The organism is Saccharopolyspora shandongensis, assembly GCF_900106995.1.
Taxonomy (GTDB): Bacteria; Actinomycetota; Actinomycetes; order Mycobacteriales; family Pseudonocardiaceae; genus Saccharopolyspora; species Saccharopolyspora shandongensis.
The window spans coordinates 73,903-87,644 of the sequence record NZ_FNOK01000025.1 but is presented as its reverse complement, the minus strand read 5'-3'; the positions used below and the strand labels follow the sequence as shown (position 1 = coordinate 87,644).

General features: G+C 70.7%; 13 protein-coding genes. 2 read left to right on the top strand and 11 right to left on the bottom strand.

Annotation, left to right across the window (positions count from 1 at the left end; translation table 11 throughout):
• Nucleotides 1–168 precede the first annotated feature (168 nt).
• Nucleotides 169–1,098, top strand: a complete 930-nt coding sequence (locus BLW84_RS24835) for an HAD family hydrolase (protein WP_093269463.1) — start codon at nucleotides 169–171, stop codon at nucleotides 1,096–1,098.
• Nucleotides 1,099–1,172: 74 nt separating this feature from the next.
• On the opposite strand, the gene BLW84_RS24830 is transcribed toward BLW84_RS24835, so the two are convergent.
• From BLW84_RS24830 to proC, 8 genes are all read right to left on the bottom strand, one after another.
• A complete protein-coding gene (locus BLW84_RS24830; protein ID WP_093269461.1) occupies nucleotides 1,173–1,580 on the bottom strand; it encodes a VOC family protein in 408 nt (135 codons plus the stop codon).
• Nucleotides 1,581–1,746: 166 nt separating this feature from the next.
• Complete coding sequence (locus tag BLW84_RS24825) at nucleotides 1,747–2,331, bottom strand: HdeD family acid-resistance protein (protein ID WP_093269458.1); 585 nt, start codon at nucleotides 2,329–2,331, stop codon at nucleotides 1,747–1,749.
• A 235-nt stretch (nucleotides 2,332–2,566) separates the two neighbouring features.
• Nucleotides 2,567–5,098 (bottom strand): ATP-dependent Clp protease ATP-binding subunit, encoded by a 2,532-nt coding sequence (locus tag BLW84_RS24820; RefSeq protein ID WP_093269456.1) that lies wholly within the window; start codon nucleotides 5,096–5,098, stop codon nucleotides 2,567–2,569.
• Nucleotides 5,099–5,287: 189 nt separating this feature from the next.
• On the bottom strand, nucleotides 5,288–6,202 hold the full coding sequence (locus tag BLW84_RS24815) for a lysophospholipid acyltransferase family protein (RefSeq protein ID WP_093269453.1): 915 nt from the start codon (nucleotides 6,200–6,202) through the stop codon (nucleotides 5,288–5,290).
• Nucleotides 6,203–6,250: 48 nt separating this feature from the next.
• The gene (locus BLW84_RS24810) at nucleotides 6,251–7,285 is read right to left on the bottom strand and encodes an NAD-dependent epimerase/dehydratase family protein (protein ID WP_093269451.1); all 1,035 of its coding nucleotides are present in this window, start codon (nucleotides 7,283–7,285) and stop codon (nucleotides 6,251–6,253) included.
• A gap of 161 nt (nucleotides 7,286–7,446) precedes the next feature.
• Nucleotides 7,447–7,548, bottom strand: a complete 102-nt coding sequence (locus BLW84_RS24805) for a 30S ribosomal protein bS22 (RefSeq protein ID WP_010241351.1) — start codon at nucleotides 7,546–7,548, stop codon at nucleotides 7,447–7,449.
• A gap of 237 nt (nucleotides 7,549–7,785) precedes the next feature.
• Entirely contained in the window at nucleotides 7,786–8,010 is a 225-nt protein-coding gene (locus BLW84_RS24800) for a helix-turn-helix domain-containing protein (protein ID WP_029535864.1), read from the bottom strand.
• 269 nt (nucleotides 8,011–8,279) lie between these two features.
• Nucleotides 8,280–9,101 carry a pyrroline-5-carboxylate reductase gene (gene proC, locus BLW84_RS24795; protein ID WP_093269448.1) on the bottom strand — a complete coding sequence of 274 codons (822 nt, stop codon included), beginning with the start codon at nucleotides 9,099–9,101 and terminating at the stop codon, nucleotides 8,280–8,282.
• A 173-nt stretch (nucleotides 9,102–9,274) separates the two neighbouring features.
• On the opposite strand from proC, the gene BLW84_RS24790 reads away from it, so the two are divergent.
• Nucleotides 9,275–10,903, top strand: a complete 1,629-nt coding sequence (locus tag BLW84_RS24790; RefSeq protein WP_093269445.1) for a long-chain fatty acid--CoA ligase — start codon at nucleotides 9,275–9,277, stop codon at nucleotides 10,901–10,903.
• A gap of 68 nt (nucleotides 10,904–10,971) precedes the next feature.
• Here BLW84_RS24790 and BLW84_RS24785 read toward each other — a convergent pair whose 3' ends face one another.
• The 3 genes from BLW84_RS24785 to BLW84_RS49290 all read right to left on the bottom strand — a co-directional run bounded on the left by BLW84_RS24785 (nucleotide 10,972) and on the right by BLW84_RS49290 (nucleotide 13,613).
• Nucleotides 10,972–11,760, bottom strand: coding sequence for a thioesterase family protein (locus tag BLW84_RS24785; protein ID WP_093269443.1), 789 nt, complete (start codon nucleotides 11,758–11,760; stop codon nucleotides 10,972–10,974).
• A 184-nt stretch (nucleotides 11,761–11,944) separates the two neighbouring features.
• Nucleotides 11,945–12,802: a sugar phosphate isomerase/epimerase family protein gene (locus BLW84_RS24780; RefSeq protein WP_093269440.1), complete on the bottom strand. Its 858-nt coding sequence runs from the start codon at nucleotides 12,800–12,802 to the stop codon at nucleotides 11,945–11,947.
• A gap of 49 nt (nucleotides 12,803–12,851) precedes the next feature.
• Nucleotides 12,852–13,613 (bottom strand): hypothetical protein, encoded by a 762-nt coding sequence (locus BLW84_RS49290; RefSeq protein ID WP_245761352.1) that lies wholly within the window; start codon nucleotides 13,611–13,613, stop codon nucleotides 12,852–12,854.
• Between the last annotated feature and the right edge of the window lie 129 nt (nucleotides 13,614–13,742).

Below are 13,742 nucleotides of genomic sequence, written 5' to 3'. Positions count from 1 at the left end.
GGAGGTCCGATTTCCGCGGGGATCGCGGACCACCACGCCACGGCGGAGGTGCGCAAGTTCGGTTGCGGCCAGGTCTTAAGCTAGAGACCTGCTGAGCCGGGTCGGCCCGGGTCGGCAAGACCTGGAACTTCGCACGACAACACCGGAGGACCCCCGGGAGGCGCGGCGGTGCCGACACGTCAAGGCTCAGCCGATGGCGCGGACCAGAGCTCGCGCGCGCCCGGCTCCGATCCGATCGACAGCGCGAAGGTGGCCGGTCGCGCGTCCGCCGAGGCCGCCGTCGCCGCCGCACCCGTCCCAGACGGCTCGCTGGCCACCCCGCCCGACCTCACCGCCGCGGCGTTCTTCGACGTCGACAACACGATGATGATGGGCGCCTCGCTGTTCCACTTCGCCCGCGGACTCGCCGCCCGCAAGTTCCTCACCGCCACCGACCTGGCCGGGTTCGCCTGGCAGCAGCTGAAGTTCCGGGTCGGCGGCCGGGAGAACCCGCAGGACATGCAGGCCAGCCGGGAGCAGGCGCTGTCGTTCGTGGCCGGCCGCAAGGTCTCGGAGCTGGTGGAGCTCAGCGAGGAGATCTACGACGAGCTGATGGCGGACCGGATCTGGGCGGGCACCCGGGCGCTGGCCCAGATGCACCTCGACGCCGGCCAGCGGGTGTGGCTGGTGACGGCGACCCCGGTGGAGCTGGCGCAGATCATCGCGCGGCGGCTCGGGCTGACCGGCGCGCTGGGCACGGTCGCGGAGAGCTCCGACGGCGTGTACACGGGCCGGCTGGTCGGCGAGATGCTGCACGGGCGCGCGAAGGCGCACGCGGTGCGGGCGATGGCCGCCAGCGAAGGCCTGGACCTGCGCCGCTGCACGGCGTACTCGGACTCGGCCAACGACATCCCGATGCTGTCGGCGGTGGGCACGGCGGTGGCCGTCAACCCGGACCAGCGGCTGCGCGACATCGCCCGGGCCCGCGGCTGGGAGGTCCGGGACTTCCGGACGGGCCGCAAGGCGGCGCGGATCGGCCTGAACTCGATCATGGGGGCCAGCGCCATCGCGGGGGCGGTAGCGGCCGGCCTCGCCTACCGGCGCCGCGACCGGTCCTGAACGAACGGGCCGCGAGCCCTCCAGCCGGTCGTAGCAGCCGGCGGGCTCGCGGCCCCGGAAATCACCTGCGCCGGTCACGAGCCGGCGATGTTCACCATCCAGCCGATGCCGAACCGGTCCACGCACATCCCGAACGTGTCGCCCCACATCTGCTTCTCCAGCGGGACCGCCACCGTGCCCGCCTCCGACAGCTTCGCCCAGTAGCCGCGCAGCTCGTCCTCCGAGTCGCCGCTGAGGCTCACCGAGATGTTGGTGCCCGGCTTGTGCTCCATGCCCGGCGGCGTGTCGGAGGCCATGAGCGTGAAGCCGCTGCCGGTCTCGAGCATCGCGTGCATGACCTTGTCCGCGCTGCTCGGGTCCGGGGCGCCGAACTCGCCGAAGGTGCTCACCGTCAGGTTGCCGCCGAAGACGCTCTTGTAGAACTCCATCGCCTGCCGGGCGTCGCCGTCGAAGCTGATGTACGGGTTGAGCCGGGAACTCATCGGATTCTCCCCACCGGTAGTGGATTGGGACTCGGCGAAAGCATGACCGCGCACACCGACGGCGGCCACGCGAAAACCGGGCCGGTGCGGTGGCATCCCCGCCCACCGCACCGGCCCATCCGAAGGCCGGGCGCGCCCCTCCCGCTCGCGCGTCCGGTCATCGGGGTCATCCAGTGGCGAGCCGCTTCGCGGCGGAGCGGATCCGGAACGCGGTGATGATCTCCACGACGCCGAGGACGACCAGCCAGATCCCGCCGAACAGGACCAGCAGCGCCACCGACGTCAGCGGCGAGACCATCAGCACGATCCCCGCCAGGGCCGTGACGATGCCCATGAAGATCTGCCAGCCGCGCGCGGGCATCGCCCGGTCGGCGATCGACGCGGTCGTCTGGGTGACGCCGCGGAACAGCCAGCCGATGCCGATCCACAGGCCCAGGAACAGGATCGACTGCATCTCGCCCCGGAAGCACAGCAAGCCCAGCAGGATCGACAGCGCGCCGCTGATGAACGCCAGCACCCTGATCGCCGCCGTCACGTGCGTGCCGAACGCCGCGATGATCTGCAGCACGCCGCTGACCAGCAGGTAGACGCCGAACAGCACGCCGAGGACGATCAGCGTCGCCCGCGGCCAGACCAGCGCGAGCACGCCGACGACGAGCGAGCAGAGGCCGACGACGAGCACGGACCCCCAGGCCAGCTTCGCGAGCCGGTCGGTCACCGCCTGGGTCGGATCATCCGAAAGGCTACTCATGATCCATCCTTCCCACGGGATTCGGACCGGCGCACTCCCGAACCGCCCAGACCACCGCTCCGGGTGGCTCCGCCGCAACGGCGATTCCGGGTGCTGCGGAAGCTCTCCCGGACGTGGCGAAGCCTGTTGGGGCGGTGGCGGTTTCGCGCGAAACCGTCGCCCGGCAGGCGTGGAGAACGCCGGTTTCGTGTGAAACCGCCGCGTTGACCAAGCTCCCCAAGAGCCGCATCGAGCTTCAGACCTTGCTCGACTCGGGCGCCTTGTCCCCGGCCTGCGCCGGGACGTTCGCTTCGTGCGGCCGGGCCAGGGTGCAGATCAGCTCGTCCTCCTCGAGCGAGGCGAGGATCGTGTCGCCCGGCTGGACCTCGCCGCGCAGCAGCAGCTTGGAGATCCGGTTGTCCAGTTGCGTCTGGATGGTGCGCAGCAGCGGCCGGGCCCCGAACTCCGGCTTGAACCCGCGCCGGGTCAGCCACCTCTTGGCCGCCTCGGTGACCTCCAGGTCGATCTCCTGCGCGCGCAGGAGGCGGCGGCTGCGGTCCAGCATCAGGTCGACGATCTTCGCCAGGTCGTCCTCGGTCAGCCGGTGGAAGATGATCGTCTCGTCGATGCGGTTGAGGAACTCCGGCGCGAACCTCGCGTGCAGGTCGTCCATCAGCTCGTCCCGGATGGCGTCCACGTCGCCCTCGTGGGCCAGGATGCGCTGGGCGCCCACGTTGCTCGTCATGATCACCACGGTGTTGCGGAAGTCCACGGTGCGGCCCTGGGCGTCGGTCAGCCGGCCGTCGTCGAGCACCTGCAGCAGCGTGTTGAACACGTCCCGGTGCGCCTTCTCGATCTCGTCGAACAGCAGCACGCTGTAGGGCTGCCTGCGGACCTTCTCGGTCAGCTGCCCGGCCTCCTCGTAACCGACGTAGCCGGGCGGGGCGCCGACCAGCCGGGACACGGTGTGCCTCTCCTGGAACTCGCTCATGTCGAAGCGGATCAGCTTGTGCTCGTCGCCGAACATCAGCTCCGCGAGCGCCTTCGCCAGCTCGGTCTTGCCGACGCCGGTCGGCCCCAGGAACAGGAACGACCCGATGGGCCGGTCCGGGTGCGCCATCCCGGCCCGGTTGCGCCGGACCGCCTCCGCCACCGCGAGGACCGCCTCGTCCTGGCCGACGACCCGCTCGTGCAGGGCCTCCTCCAGCCGCAGCAGGCGGTGCTTCTCGTCCTCGGTCAGCTGCGCGACGGGGATGCCGGTGCGCTTGGACAGCACCTCCGCGATGTCCTGGGTGGTCACGTCCGCGACGCCTTCGCGCCGCTCGGTGATACCGGCGATCTCCCCCTCCAGGCCCTCGATCTGCTCCTTGAGCTCGCGGGCCCGGTCGTAGTCCTCGGCGTCGACGGCCTGGTCCTTCTCGCGGCGCAGCTTGGCCATCCGGTCCTCGCGCTCCCGGACGTCGCCGCTGCGGCTGACCGACCGCAGCCGCACCCGCGCGCCCGCCTGGTCCATCAGGTCGATGGCCTTGTCCGGCAGGAAGCGGTCGCTGATGTAGCGGTCGGAGAGGGTGGCGGCCGAGGCGAGCGCCTCATTGGAGAAGCGGACGCCGTGGTGCGCCTCGTAGGAGTCGCGCAGGCCCTGCAGGATCTGGATGGTCTCCTCGACGGTGGGTTCCGCGATCAGGACCGGCTGGAACCGGCGTTCCAGCGCGGCGTCCTTCTCCACGTGCTTGCGGTACTCGTCGATCGTGGTGGCCCCGATGACGTGCAGTTCTCCCCGGGACAGCGCGGGTTTGAGGATGTTGCCCGCGTCCATGCTGCTCTCGCCGCTCGCCCCGGCGCCGACGATGGTGTGCATCTCGTCGATGAACAGGATCACCGAGCCCTCGGCGGCGCGGACCTCGTCGATCACCTTCTTCAGCCGCTGCTCGAACTCGCCGCGGTACTGCGCGCCGGCCACCAGGCCGGTCATGTCGAGCGCGAGAACCCGCTTGTCCTGGAGGGTTTCCGGGACGTCGCCGGCGATGACGCGCTGCGCCAGCCCCTCGACGATCGCGGTCTTGCCGACGCCGGGTTCGCCGATGAGCACGGGATTGTTCTTGCTGCGCCGGGAAAGGATCTCCACGGTCTGCTCGATCTCGTCGGCGCGCCCGACGACCAGGTCCAGCTTGCCCGCGCGGGCCTCCTCGGTGAGGTCCCGGCTGTACTCGTCCAGCGTCGGGGTGTCGCTGCCCGCGGTCGTCGGGATGTTTTCGTTGGTCGCGGCGCGGTCGACCCGGTCGCGGAGCTTGCGGGTGTTGATCTCGTAGGAGTCCAGCAGCTTGACCGCCGCCGAGTCCGGATCGTCGAGCAGGGCGGCCAGGATGTGCTCGGGCCCGATGTAGGACTTCTCCGCCGCCTGGGACCGCGCGTGCGCGCCGATCAGCGCGCGCTTCGCGGCGGGCGTCAGCCCCGGGCTCGCCGAGGGTTCCGCGCTGGCGCCGGGCAGCACCTCGGCGATCCGCGAGGCGAGGTGGTCCGGCTCGGCCCCGGCCTGGACCAGCAGGCTGCGGGACGGCTCCACCTGCGTCGCCGCCCACAGCAGGTGTTCGGTGTCCAGGTCGTCGCTGCCGTCCTGCCTCGCGCGCTCGGACGCCTTGCCGATCAGCTCGGTAGCGGACTCGCTGAGCAGTCGGCCGATCGGCACTCGCTGGACGGCGGGCGGCGACGTCATCGGCGACATGCCGAAGAACCTGTTGAGCAGATCCGCGAAGGGGTCCTGGGAGCCGAAGGTCGAGGGGTAGCTCATCACGCACCGTCCGCTTCGTCTGGTAACTGTCCGGATTTCCGCGTTAGAGCTCACGGAAAAAGCACGTTCACCAGCACAAATAGAACAACGGACGGCCCGGTCCGCAACGCGGCACCGGCACGGCGACCGCCTTACAATCCCTGGCCTCGGCACTCACCAGGTTGAGCCCAGTTTCAATTGAAACCGCGGTCAGCCGAGGAAGACGTTGGTGCGTTGGGAGAGCAGGCGGTAGAGGGTCTGCTGGATGATCTCGCGAACCTGGTCGCTGAGGCTGAACACCAGCATCGGGTCGTCCGCCGCGCCCTCCGGGAACGACGAGGTCTCGATCGGCTCGCCGAACTCGATGTACCACTTCGACGGCAGCGGCACCGCCCCCAGCAGCCCGAAGTGCGGGAAGAACGGCGTGACCGGGAAGTACGGCACGCCGAGCAACCGCGCCAGCGGCTTGATGTCCGCCAGCTTCGGGTAGATCTCCTCGGCGCCCACGATCGAGCAGGGCACGATCGGCGCGCCGGTGCGCAGCGCGGCCGACACGAACCCGCCGCGCCCGAAGCGCTGCAGCTTGTACCGGTCCTTGAACGACTTCCCGATGCCCTTGAAGCCCTCCGGCCACACCCCGACCAGCTCGCCGTTGGTCAGCAGCCGCTCCGCGTCCGGGTTGCAGGCCAGCGTGTGCCCGGCCTTGCGGGCCAGCGGGCCGAGCACCGGCATCGAGAACAGCAGATCGGCGCCGAGCATCCGCAGGTGCCGGGGCGCCTCGATGTGGTCGTGCAGCGCGACCGTGGTCATCAGCGCGTCCCACGGCAGCGTGCCGGAGTGGTTGGCCACCACCAGCGCGCCGCGGTCGACGGGCACGTGGTGGCCGCCGATCACCTCTACCCGGAACCACTTCTCGTAGACCGGCCGCAGGAGCCGGAGGAACACCTCGTCGGTCAGCTCCTGGTCGAAGCCGAACTCGTCGACCTGGTAGTCGCCGAGCAACCGCCGCCGGGCGAACGCCAGCGCGTCGATGACGGCGTCCTCCCAGCCGGGTTCCGGTGGTTTCGCGGCTTCCAGCTGCTCCCGGTCCGCCGCGCGCAGCGGGATCACCTGCGCATCCGCCATCACGCCCCCGCACCCGGTCGGGCGCGACCGTCGCTCATGCCGCCTCCGTCACCGAAGCTTCGCCAGCAGGTCACCGGCGCCGCGTTCCAGCGCCAGGATGTTCTCCTTGTCGATCACCGGCCGCAGGCCCCGGCCGCGCACGAAGTCGTCGAAGGCCTGCTGGGTGGTCCAGCGCGGGGTGAACCCGAACTCCTCGCGGAGCCTCGTGGTGTCCAGCACCCGCCCGAAGTTGAGGTATCGCAGCTGCTCCGACGAGAAGTCGACCAGCCGGGCGCTGCGGAAGAACTGGGTCAGCGGCAGCACCGCCGTGCTCGGCAGCGGCATCGCGACGCGCCCGGCGCGCCGGATCGCCTGCGAGAGCATCAGCACGCCGTCACCGGCCACGTTGAACACGCCGGGCCGGTCCACCATCGTCGCCCGCTCCAGCACCGCCAGCGCGTCCTCGGAGTGCAGCATCTGCAGCCGCGCGTCGAACCCGAGCACGGTCGGCACCACCGGCAGTGCGAAGTAGCGGGACAGCACGGCGTCGATGCGCGGGCCGATCAGGTTGCTGAACCGCAGCGTGGTGATGTCCACGTCGGGCCGGCGCCGGCCGAAGCCGCGCACGTAGCCCTCGATCTCCACCGCGTCCTTGGCGTAGCCGGACGACGGCAGGTCCTTCGGCTCCATCTCCTCGGTGAACACCGCCGGGTCCCGCGAGCTCGACCCGTAGACCGCGCAGGTCGACCGGACCACCACCTTGCGCACCAGCGGCGACTGCTGGCAGGCGGCCAGCAGCTGCATGGTGCCGATGACGTTCATCTCCTTCGTCGTGGCCCGCCCGCCGGGCCCGGAATGGGAGTTGACCGCCGCGTGCACCACGGTGTCGACCTGGGCGTTCGCGATGACCTTGCTGATCAGCGGATTCCGGATGTCGGCGCGGACGAACTCGGTGCGCCCCATCCGCCGCAGCAGATCGCGGCCGGGCTGCACGGTGTCCACGCCGAGGACCCGCCGCACCGAGGGATCGGCCGCCAGCCGCGCGGCGAGGTGCCCGCCCAGGAACCGGCTGACCCCCGTCACCAGCACGACATTCGGGCCCACTGTGTCTCCCTGCGCTCTCCGGCACGCTCGCCGACTGCGATGCTACCGCCGAATGCGCCGCTCACCACGGCGTTCGGGTCACCAGGACGAGTCGGCCGTGTGCACGGGCCCACCGGCAAAAAACAACCGCCGCCGACCATCGGCCGGCGGCGGTGCGCAGGTCACTTGCCCAACTTGCGACGCTGGACGCGCGTCTTGCGGAGCAGCTTGCGGTGCTTCTTCTTGGACATGCGCTTGCGGCGCTTCTTGATGACCGAGCCCATGCGGACTCCTTCGCTCTTGACGGCAGTTCGAACGTCTCCCGCACCGGTGCAGCCGCATGAACGCGCACACCTGGCACGACCAACCCAAAACTTTACCTGCAGGTCTCGAGGCCTTCCGCCGTGGTCCTCGAAACGCCGCCGAGCGCCGCCGACCGGGCGCGCGAGCCGTCCGGGCCGCCATCGGCCGCCCGTCGGGCTCGCGGCCGGTCACCTGCGCAAACGGCCGGCCGAGCGATCTCAGCCCGCGTTGTAGTAGGCGCTTTCCAGGTACGCGTGGACGTCCTTCTCGGCAACCCGAAACGAACGCCCCACCCGTGCTGCGGGCAGCTCGCCCGCGTGCACGAGCCGGTAGACCGTCATCTTCGACACCCGCATCAGCTTTGCGACCTCTGCGACGGTGAGGAACCGCACCTGACCCATGCTCGGTGGCGCCTGTTGGCTGGGTTCGGAGTTCGCAGACATGCTTCACCGTGCCCTTCGGCACGTGTCGCGCCGTCGGCTTCCCCTCCGACGGAAACCTCACGCACGTGCTCTATCGAGAGTAGCGGGACACACGGGGCACCTGCGATGGCCGAACGTCCCCCTTGGCCCTGAGTAGTTCGCACCAACTGGTCTTGGCAGCGCCGCTGAGTCGCGCGCGGAGGTGGCGGTTTCACGCGAAACCACCACCCAGCAGGCGTGGGAACAGCGGTTTCGCGCGAAACCGCCGCTCCTCACGCGTCGCGCCGGCGTCAGGCGGGTTCGTCGGTTTCGTGCGCCTTGCCGAGCTCGACGGACCGGTCGCGGGCCGCTTCGATGGCGTCGATGAGCGCCGCGCGCACGCCGTGCTTCTCCAGCTCGCGGATGCCAGCGATGGTCGTGCCCGCCGGCGAGGTGACCGCCTCGCGCAGCATCACCGGGTGACCGCCGCCCTCGCGGAGCATCGCCGCCGCGCCGACCGCGGACTGGACGATCAGGTCCGCGGCGGTGGCCCGCGGGATGCCCAGCAGGATGCCGGCGTCGATCATGGCTTCGACCAGGTAGAAGAAGTACGCCGGGCCCGAGCCGGACAGCGCCGTCACCGCGTCCTGCTGGCTCTCGGGCACCCGCGCGACCTTGCCGACGCTGCCGAGCAGGTCCTCGACCAGCGCCAGGTCGGCGTCCGAGGCGTGCGCGCCGCCGGAGACCGCGCTCATCGCCTCGCCGACCAGCATCGGGGTGTTCGGCATGACCCGGACGACCGCGGTGCCCTCGGTCAACCGGCGCTCGAACAGCTTCGTCGGCAGGCCCGCGCACAACGACACCACGAGCCTGCCGCTGGGCAGGTTCGGCGCCATCTCGTCCAGCAGCGGCTCGATGTCCTGCGGCTTGACGGCGACGACGATGACGTCCGCGCGCTGCACCGCATCGGCCACCTCGACGTGCGTGATGCCGTAGGTCTTGGTCAGCTCCTCCGCACGCGTCGGGAACCGCTCGGTGAACAGCAGGTCCGACGGGGCACGCCCCGCCTTCAGCAGCCCCGACAGCAGGGATTCCCCGATCTTTCCGGCTCCGAGTACGGCGATCGTCGTCATGCCGCTCAGGGTGCCAGACCACTCTCCGCACGCGGCGCGAACCGGCGGTGCACGCTGCGTGTCCACCCCTCCCGAAGGTCGATTCCAGCCGCTACTGTGTCTGCCACCACAGCGCCCCGCCACGGCCGAGCGATGTTTCGCGCCTGAATGACCAGCCCAAAGGAGCTCTGATCATGTTCAGCACGATGCAGGACGGCCCGCTCTCGATCGCTCGGATCCTCCAGCAGGGCAGCGGGCCGCACGGTGCGTCCGCGGAGGTCGTGACCTGGACCGGCGACGGAGCGCGGCGCCGCAGCTTCGCGGAGGTGGGGCGCCGGACGGCACAGCTGGCGCACGCGCTGCGCGGCCTCGGCGTGACCGGCGACGAGCGGGTCGGCACGTTCATGTGGAACAACGCCGAGCACCTGGAGGCGTACTTCGCGGTTCCGTCGATGGGCGCTGTGCTGCACACCCTGAACATCCGGTTGTTCCCCGAGCAGCTCGTCTACGTCGCCAACCACGCCGAGGACCGGGTCGTGCTGGTCGACGCGACGCTGCTGCCGCTGTTCCAGAAGCTGCTGCCGGAGCTGAAGACGGTGCGGCACGTGATCGTCGCCGGCGGCGACAAGGCCGCACTGGAGGCGCCGGCCGGGGTGGCGGTGCACGGCTACGAGGAACTGCTGGCCGGGCAGCCGGAGGTGTTCGACTGGCCGGAGATCGACGAACGCTCGGCCGCCGCGATGTGCTACACCTCCGGCACCACCGCCAACCCGAAGGGCGTCGTCTACTCGCACCGGTCGATCTACCTGCACTCGATGCAGGTGTGCATGACCGACGGGATGGCCCTGTCGCAGGCGGACCGGTCGCTGGCCGTGGTGCCGATGTTCCACGCGATGTCGTGGGGCCTGCCGTACGCGGCGTTCATGGTCGGCGCGTCGATGATCATGCCGGACCGGTTCCTGCAGCCCGAGCCGCTGCTGAAGATGATCGAGGCGGAGCGCCCGACGATGGCCGCGGCGGTGCCGACGATCTGGCAGGGCGTGCTGCAGCACCTCGAGGCCGACCCGCACGACGTGTCCTCGTTGCGCGAGGTCGTGGTCGGCGGCGCGGCGTGCCCGCCGTCGCTGATGAAGGCGTTCCACGAGAAGTACGACATCTCGGTGCTGCACGCGTGGGGCATGACCGAGACGTCGCCGCTGGGCAGCGTGGCCCGGCCGCCGGAAGGCGTCACGGACGAGCAGCGCTGGACCTACCGCGCCAGCCAGGGGCGCTTGCCCGCCGGCGTGCAGGGCCGGCTGGTCGGCGACGACGGCTCGGTGCTGCCGTGGGACGGCGAGAGCGTCGGCGAACTGGAGGTCCGCGGGCCGTGGATCGCCGGGGCGTACTACGGCGACGACGATCCGGAGAAGTTCAACGACGGCTGGCTGCGCACCGGCGACGTGGGGTTCATCACGCCGGACGGGTTCGTGCAGCTGACGGACCGGGCCAAGGACGTGATCAAGTCGGGCGGCGAGTGGATCTCGTCGGTCGACCTGGAGAACAAGGTGATGGGGCACCCGGCGGTGGCCGAGGCGATGGTCATCGGCGTGCCGGACGAGAAGTGGTCCGAGCGGCCGCTGGTGGCCGTGGTGCTCCGCGACGGTCAGCAGGTGGACGCGGCCGAGCTGCGCGACTTCCTCGCGGGCGAGGTGGCGAAGTGGCAGGTGCCGGAGTACTGGACGTTCATCCCTGAAGCGCCGAAGACCAGCGTCGGCAAGTTCGACAAGAAGCGCCTGCGCAAGCAGCACGCCGACGGCGGCCTCGACGTCACCCGCCTCAACTGACCCCGATACCCCGCGATTTCATTGGAGATCAGCGATCCGATTTTCGTTGAAATCGCGGGGAGATCTGGTCACGGGGACAGGGCGAGTTGGCGGGCCTGGCAGATCAGTCGGCCGACCGAGTCGATCACCATGACGTCCTCGTCGAACCACTGCCCGTGCACCGCGCGGCAGTCCACCACCATCCGCAGCCAGCCGTTCGCCGGCTGAGCCCGCAGCAGGGCGGTGAGCTGCACCGTCGGCGCCCAGCCGAACCGGCCGAGGTTCAGCGTCACCGGCACCGTCAGGTCGCCCGCGACCAGTCCGAACAGCAGGTCGGGCTGCGCCTCGCGGGGCTTGGCCCACAGCCGCAGCCGCGGCTCGCCGATGCCGCCGTTGAGGAAGTCCGCGGTGCTCGCGTCCAGGCGCATGTCGCAGACGCGCGCCAGGGCGAAGTACTTTCGGGCCTCGGTGGCGGCGAGATCGATCGCGGTCGACGGCGGGTTCACCGGCATGTCGGGCAGATCCGACCACTCGGGCTCCGACTCGGGCACCTTGCCGAGGGTGACCGTGGCGTCCACGCAGACCTGGCCGCTCTGCTCCAGCTGCGCGCGGGCGGCCGTCACCGTCTTGCCCGCCTTGAGCACCTCGGTCCGGACCAGCACCGGGCCGACCCGGGGCGGACGCAGGAACTGGGCGCTGATCGAAAGCGGCGCGAGCCCGGTCACGTCGCCGAGGGCGCGGGCCATCAGCGCGAGCAGGTAGCCGCCGTGCGGGCGTTCTCCGACAGCCCAGTCGGGATGCAGGTGGGCGACGAAGGTGCCGTCGCCGAGCGAGCGCACCGAAGTGGCCGCCGCGAAGGGATCCAGGACCTCTGTCACGTGCGGTCCAGCGGGCGGAAGCGCTCGGCGACCGATGCGCGCAACGAGTTCATGGTCACTGATTCTAGTGACCTTCGGAGAAGTTGATCACTAGGCATCGGTTAGCCGCGCCGACCGCCCGCGCGCGGTTTTTGCGGGCTATCGCGCGGAAAACCGCGCCCGGACCCTGACCAGGAGAAACCGGTCAGCCCGCGCGCAGCGGCTCCAGGTGCAGCCGGGCGAACAACAGCGCCTCGGACAGCAATGCCGCGCGCTGCTGGGGATTGCGCGCCTTGCGGGTGTTGATCTCCAGGACCACCGCGCCCTGGTAGCCGTCGGCGGCCAGCGCCTCGCACACCTCCGCGCACGGCTGGTTGCCCTGCCCCGGCACCAGGTGTTCGTCCCGCGGCGCGCCGGTGCCGTCCGCCAGGTGCACGTGCGCGAGGCCGTCCTTCATCCGCTTCAGCAGCTCGATGGCGTCCACGTGCGCCGCAGCGGCGTGCGACAGGTCGAGCGTGTAGTTGCGGTAGCCGACCTCCGTCGGGTCCGGCGAGGGCTTGAACGCCGACAGCCCGCTGCTCTTGCCGCCGCGCAACCGGTTCAGCGTGCTCGGCGGGCGCAGCGGGAACATGTTCTCCACGGCGATCGAGATCCCGCTGGTTTCCTCCAGCTCCGAGACCAGCTCGCCGAATCGCTCCGCGTAGCGGCGCTGCCAGCGGAACGGCGGGTGCACGACGACCGTCTGCGCACCCAGTTCGCTGGCCACCACGACGGACCGCCGCAGCCGCTCCTCCGGCTCCGACGACCAGACCCGCTGCGTGATCAGCAGGCACGGTGCGTGGATCGCCAGGATCGGCACGCCGTGCTGCTCGGAAAGCCGGTGCAGCGCCGAGACGTCCTGGCTGACCGCGTCCGCCCAGACCATCACCTCGACGCCGTCGAACCCGAGGTCCGCGGCCATCTCGAACGCCGCACGCGCCGGCTGCGGCCACACCGACGCGCTGGACAGCCCGACCGGGATCCGGCCGGGTGCCTCCTCGCGCTGGGGCGGTTGCACTGTCATCGCCTGCCAAGCATGACCGACGGTGGATGGGTCGTTGCGCGCCGGTGCCTCACGAGTGGCTGAACAGCAGCAGTGCCGCCGGGGACACCGTGCAGAACAAGCCGACCAGCACCGCCAGCAGGATCGTCTGCAGATCGTTGGTGCGCAAGAACTTCCACGCGATGAACACCAGCAGACCGGTGATCACCAGCGCGGCGCCGAGCGCCGCCAGGGCGTTCGTGCCCCACAACCAGCGGAACCCGACCCAGACCAGCCCGCCGCCGACCAGGCCGCCGACGCCCTGCAGCACCAGCGTGCCCCACTCCTTGCCCGCGGAGACGGGCTCGTCATCGGGTTCGCCGTCGCGGTATTCGTCCGCGTCCAAGCCCGCGGGCAGCTCCGGGTCGTAGTCGTCCTCTGCGTACTCGGGCTCGGGTTCGTCGTAGGAGTCGAAGTCGTACGGGTCTTCCAGCTCGTCCGGCGCTTCCTCCTCCTGCTGCGCGGGCGCTGGTGCCGGTACGGGCGCTGGTGCAGGCGGGTAGGCCAGCACCGCGGTGCCTTCCGGGTCGGGCTCGGACTTGGCGGGCGCGACGCGCGGCAGCTGCTCCGTGAGCCCCTCCTGCGGAGTGGGCTTCGGCGGCGCCGGGGGAGCGGGAGCCTCCTGCTTCGGTGCCGGCCGCCGCAAGGCAGGCTGCTGGATCGTCGCCTCGACATCACCTTCCGGCGGAGCCGATGGGGGCGACGGGGGCGACGCCTTGCCCTTGCCCGCGCTGGAGAACCGCTGAGCCCAGTAGCCGGCGCCCGTGGCCTCCGCCGCTGGCTCCGAGGCCACGGGAGGCGCTGCGGGAGGTGGCGTGGCAGGTGCTGCCGGCGGTGGCGGAGCTGCAGGCTGCTGAGCGGCCGGAGGCTGCGGCGCAGGTGCTTGCGGAACCGACTGCTGAGCAGCCGGAGGCTGCGGCGC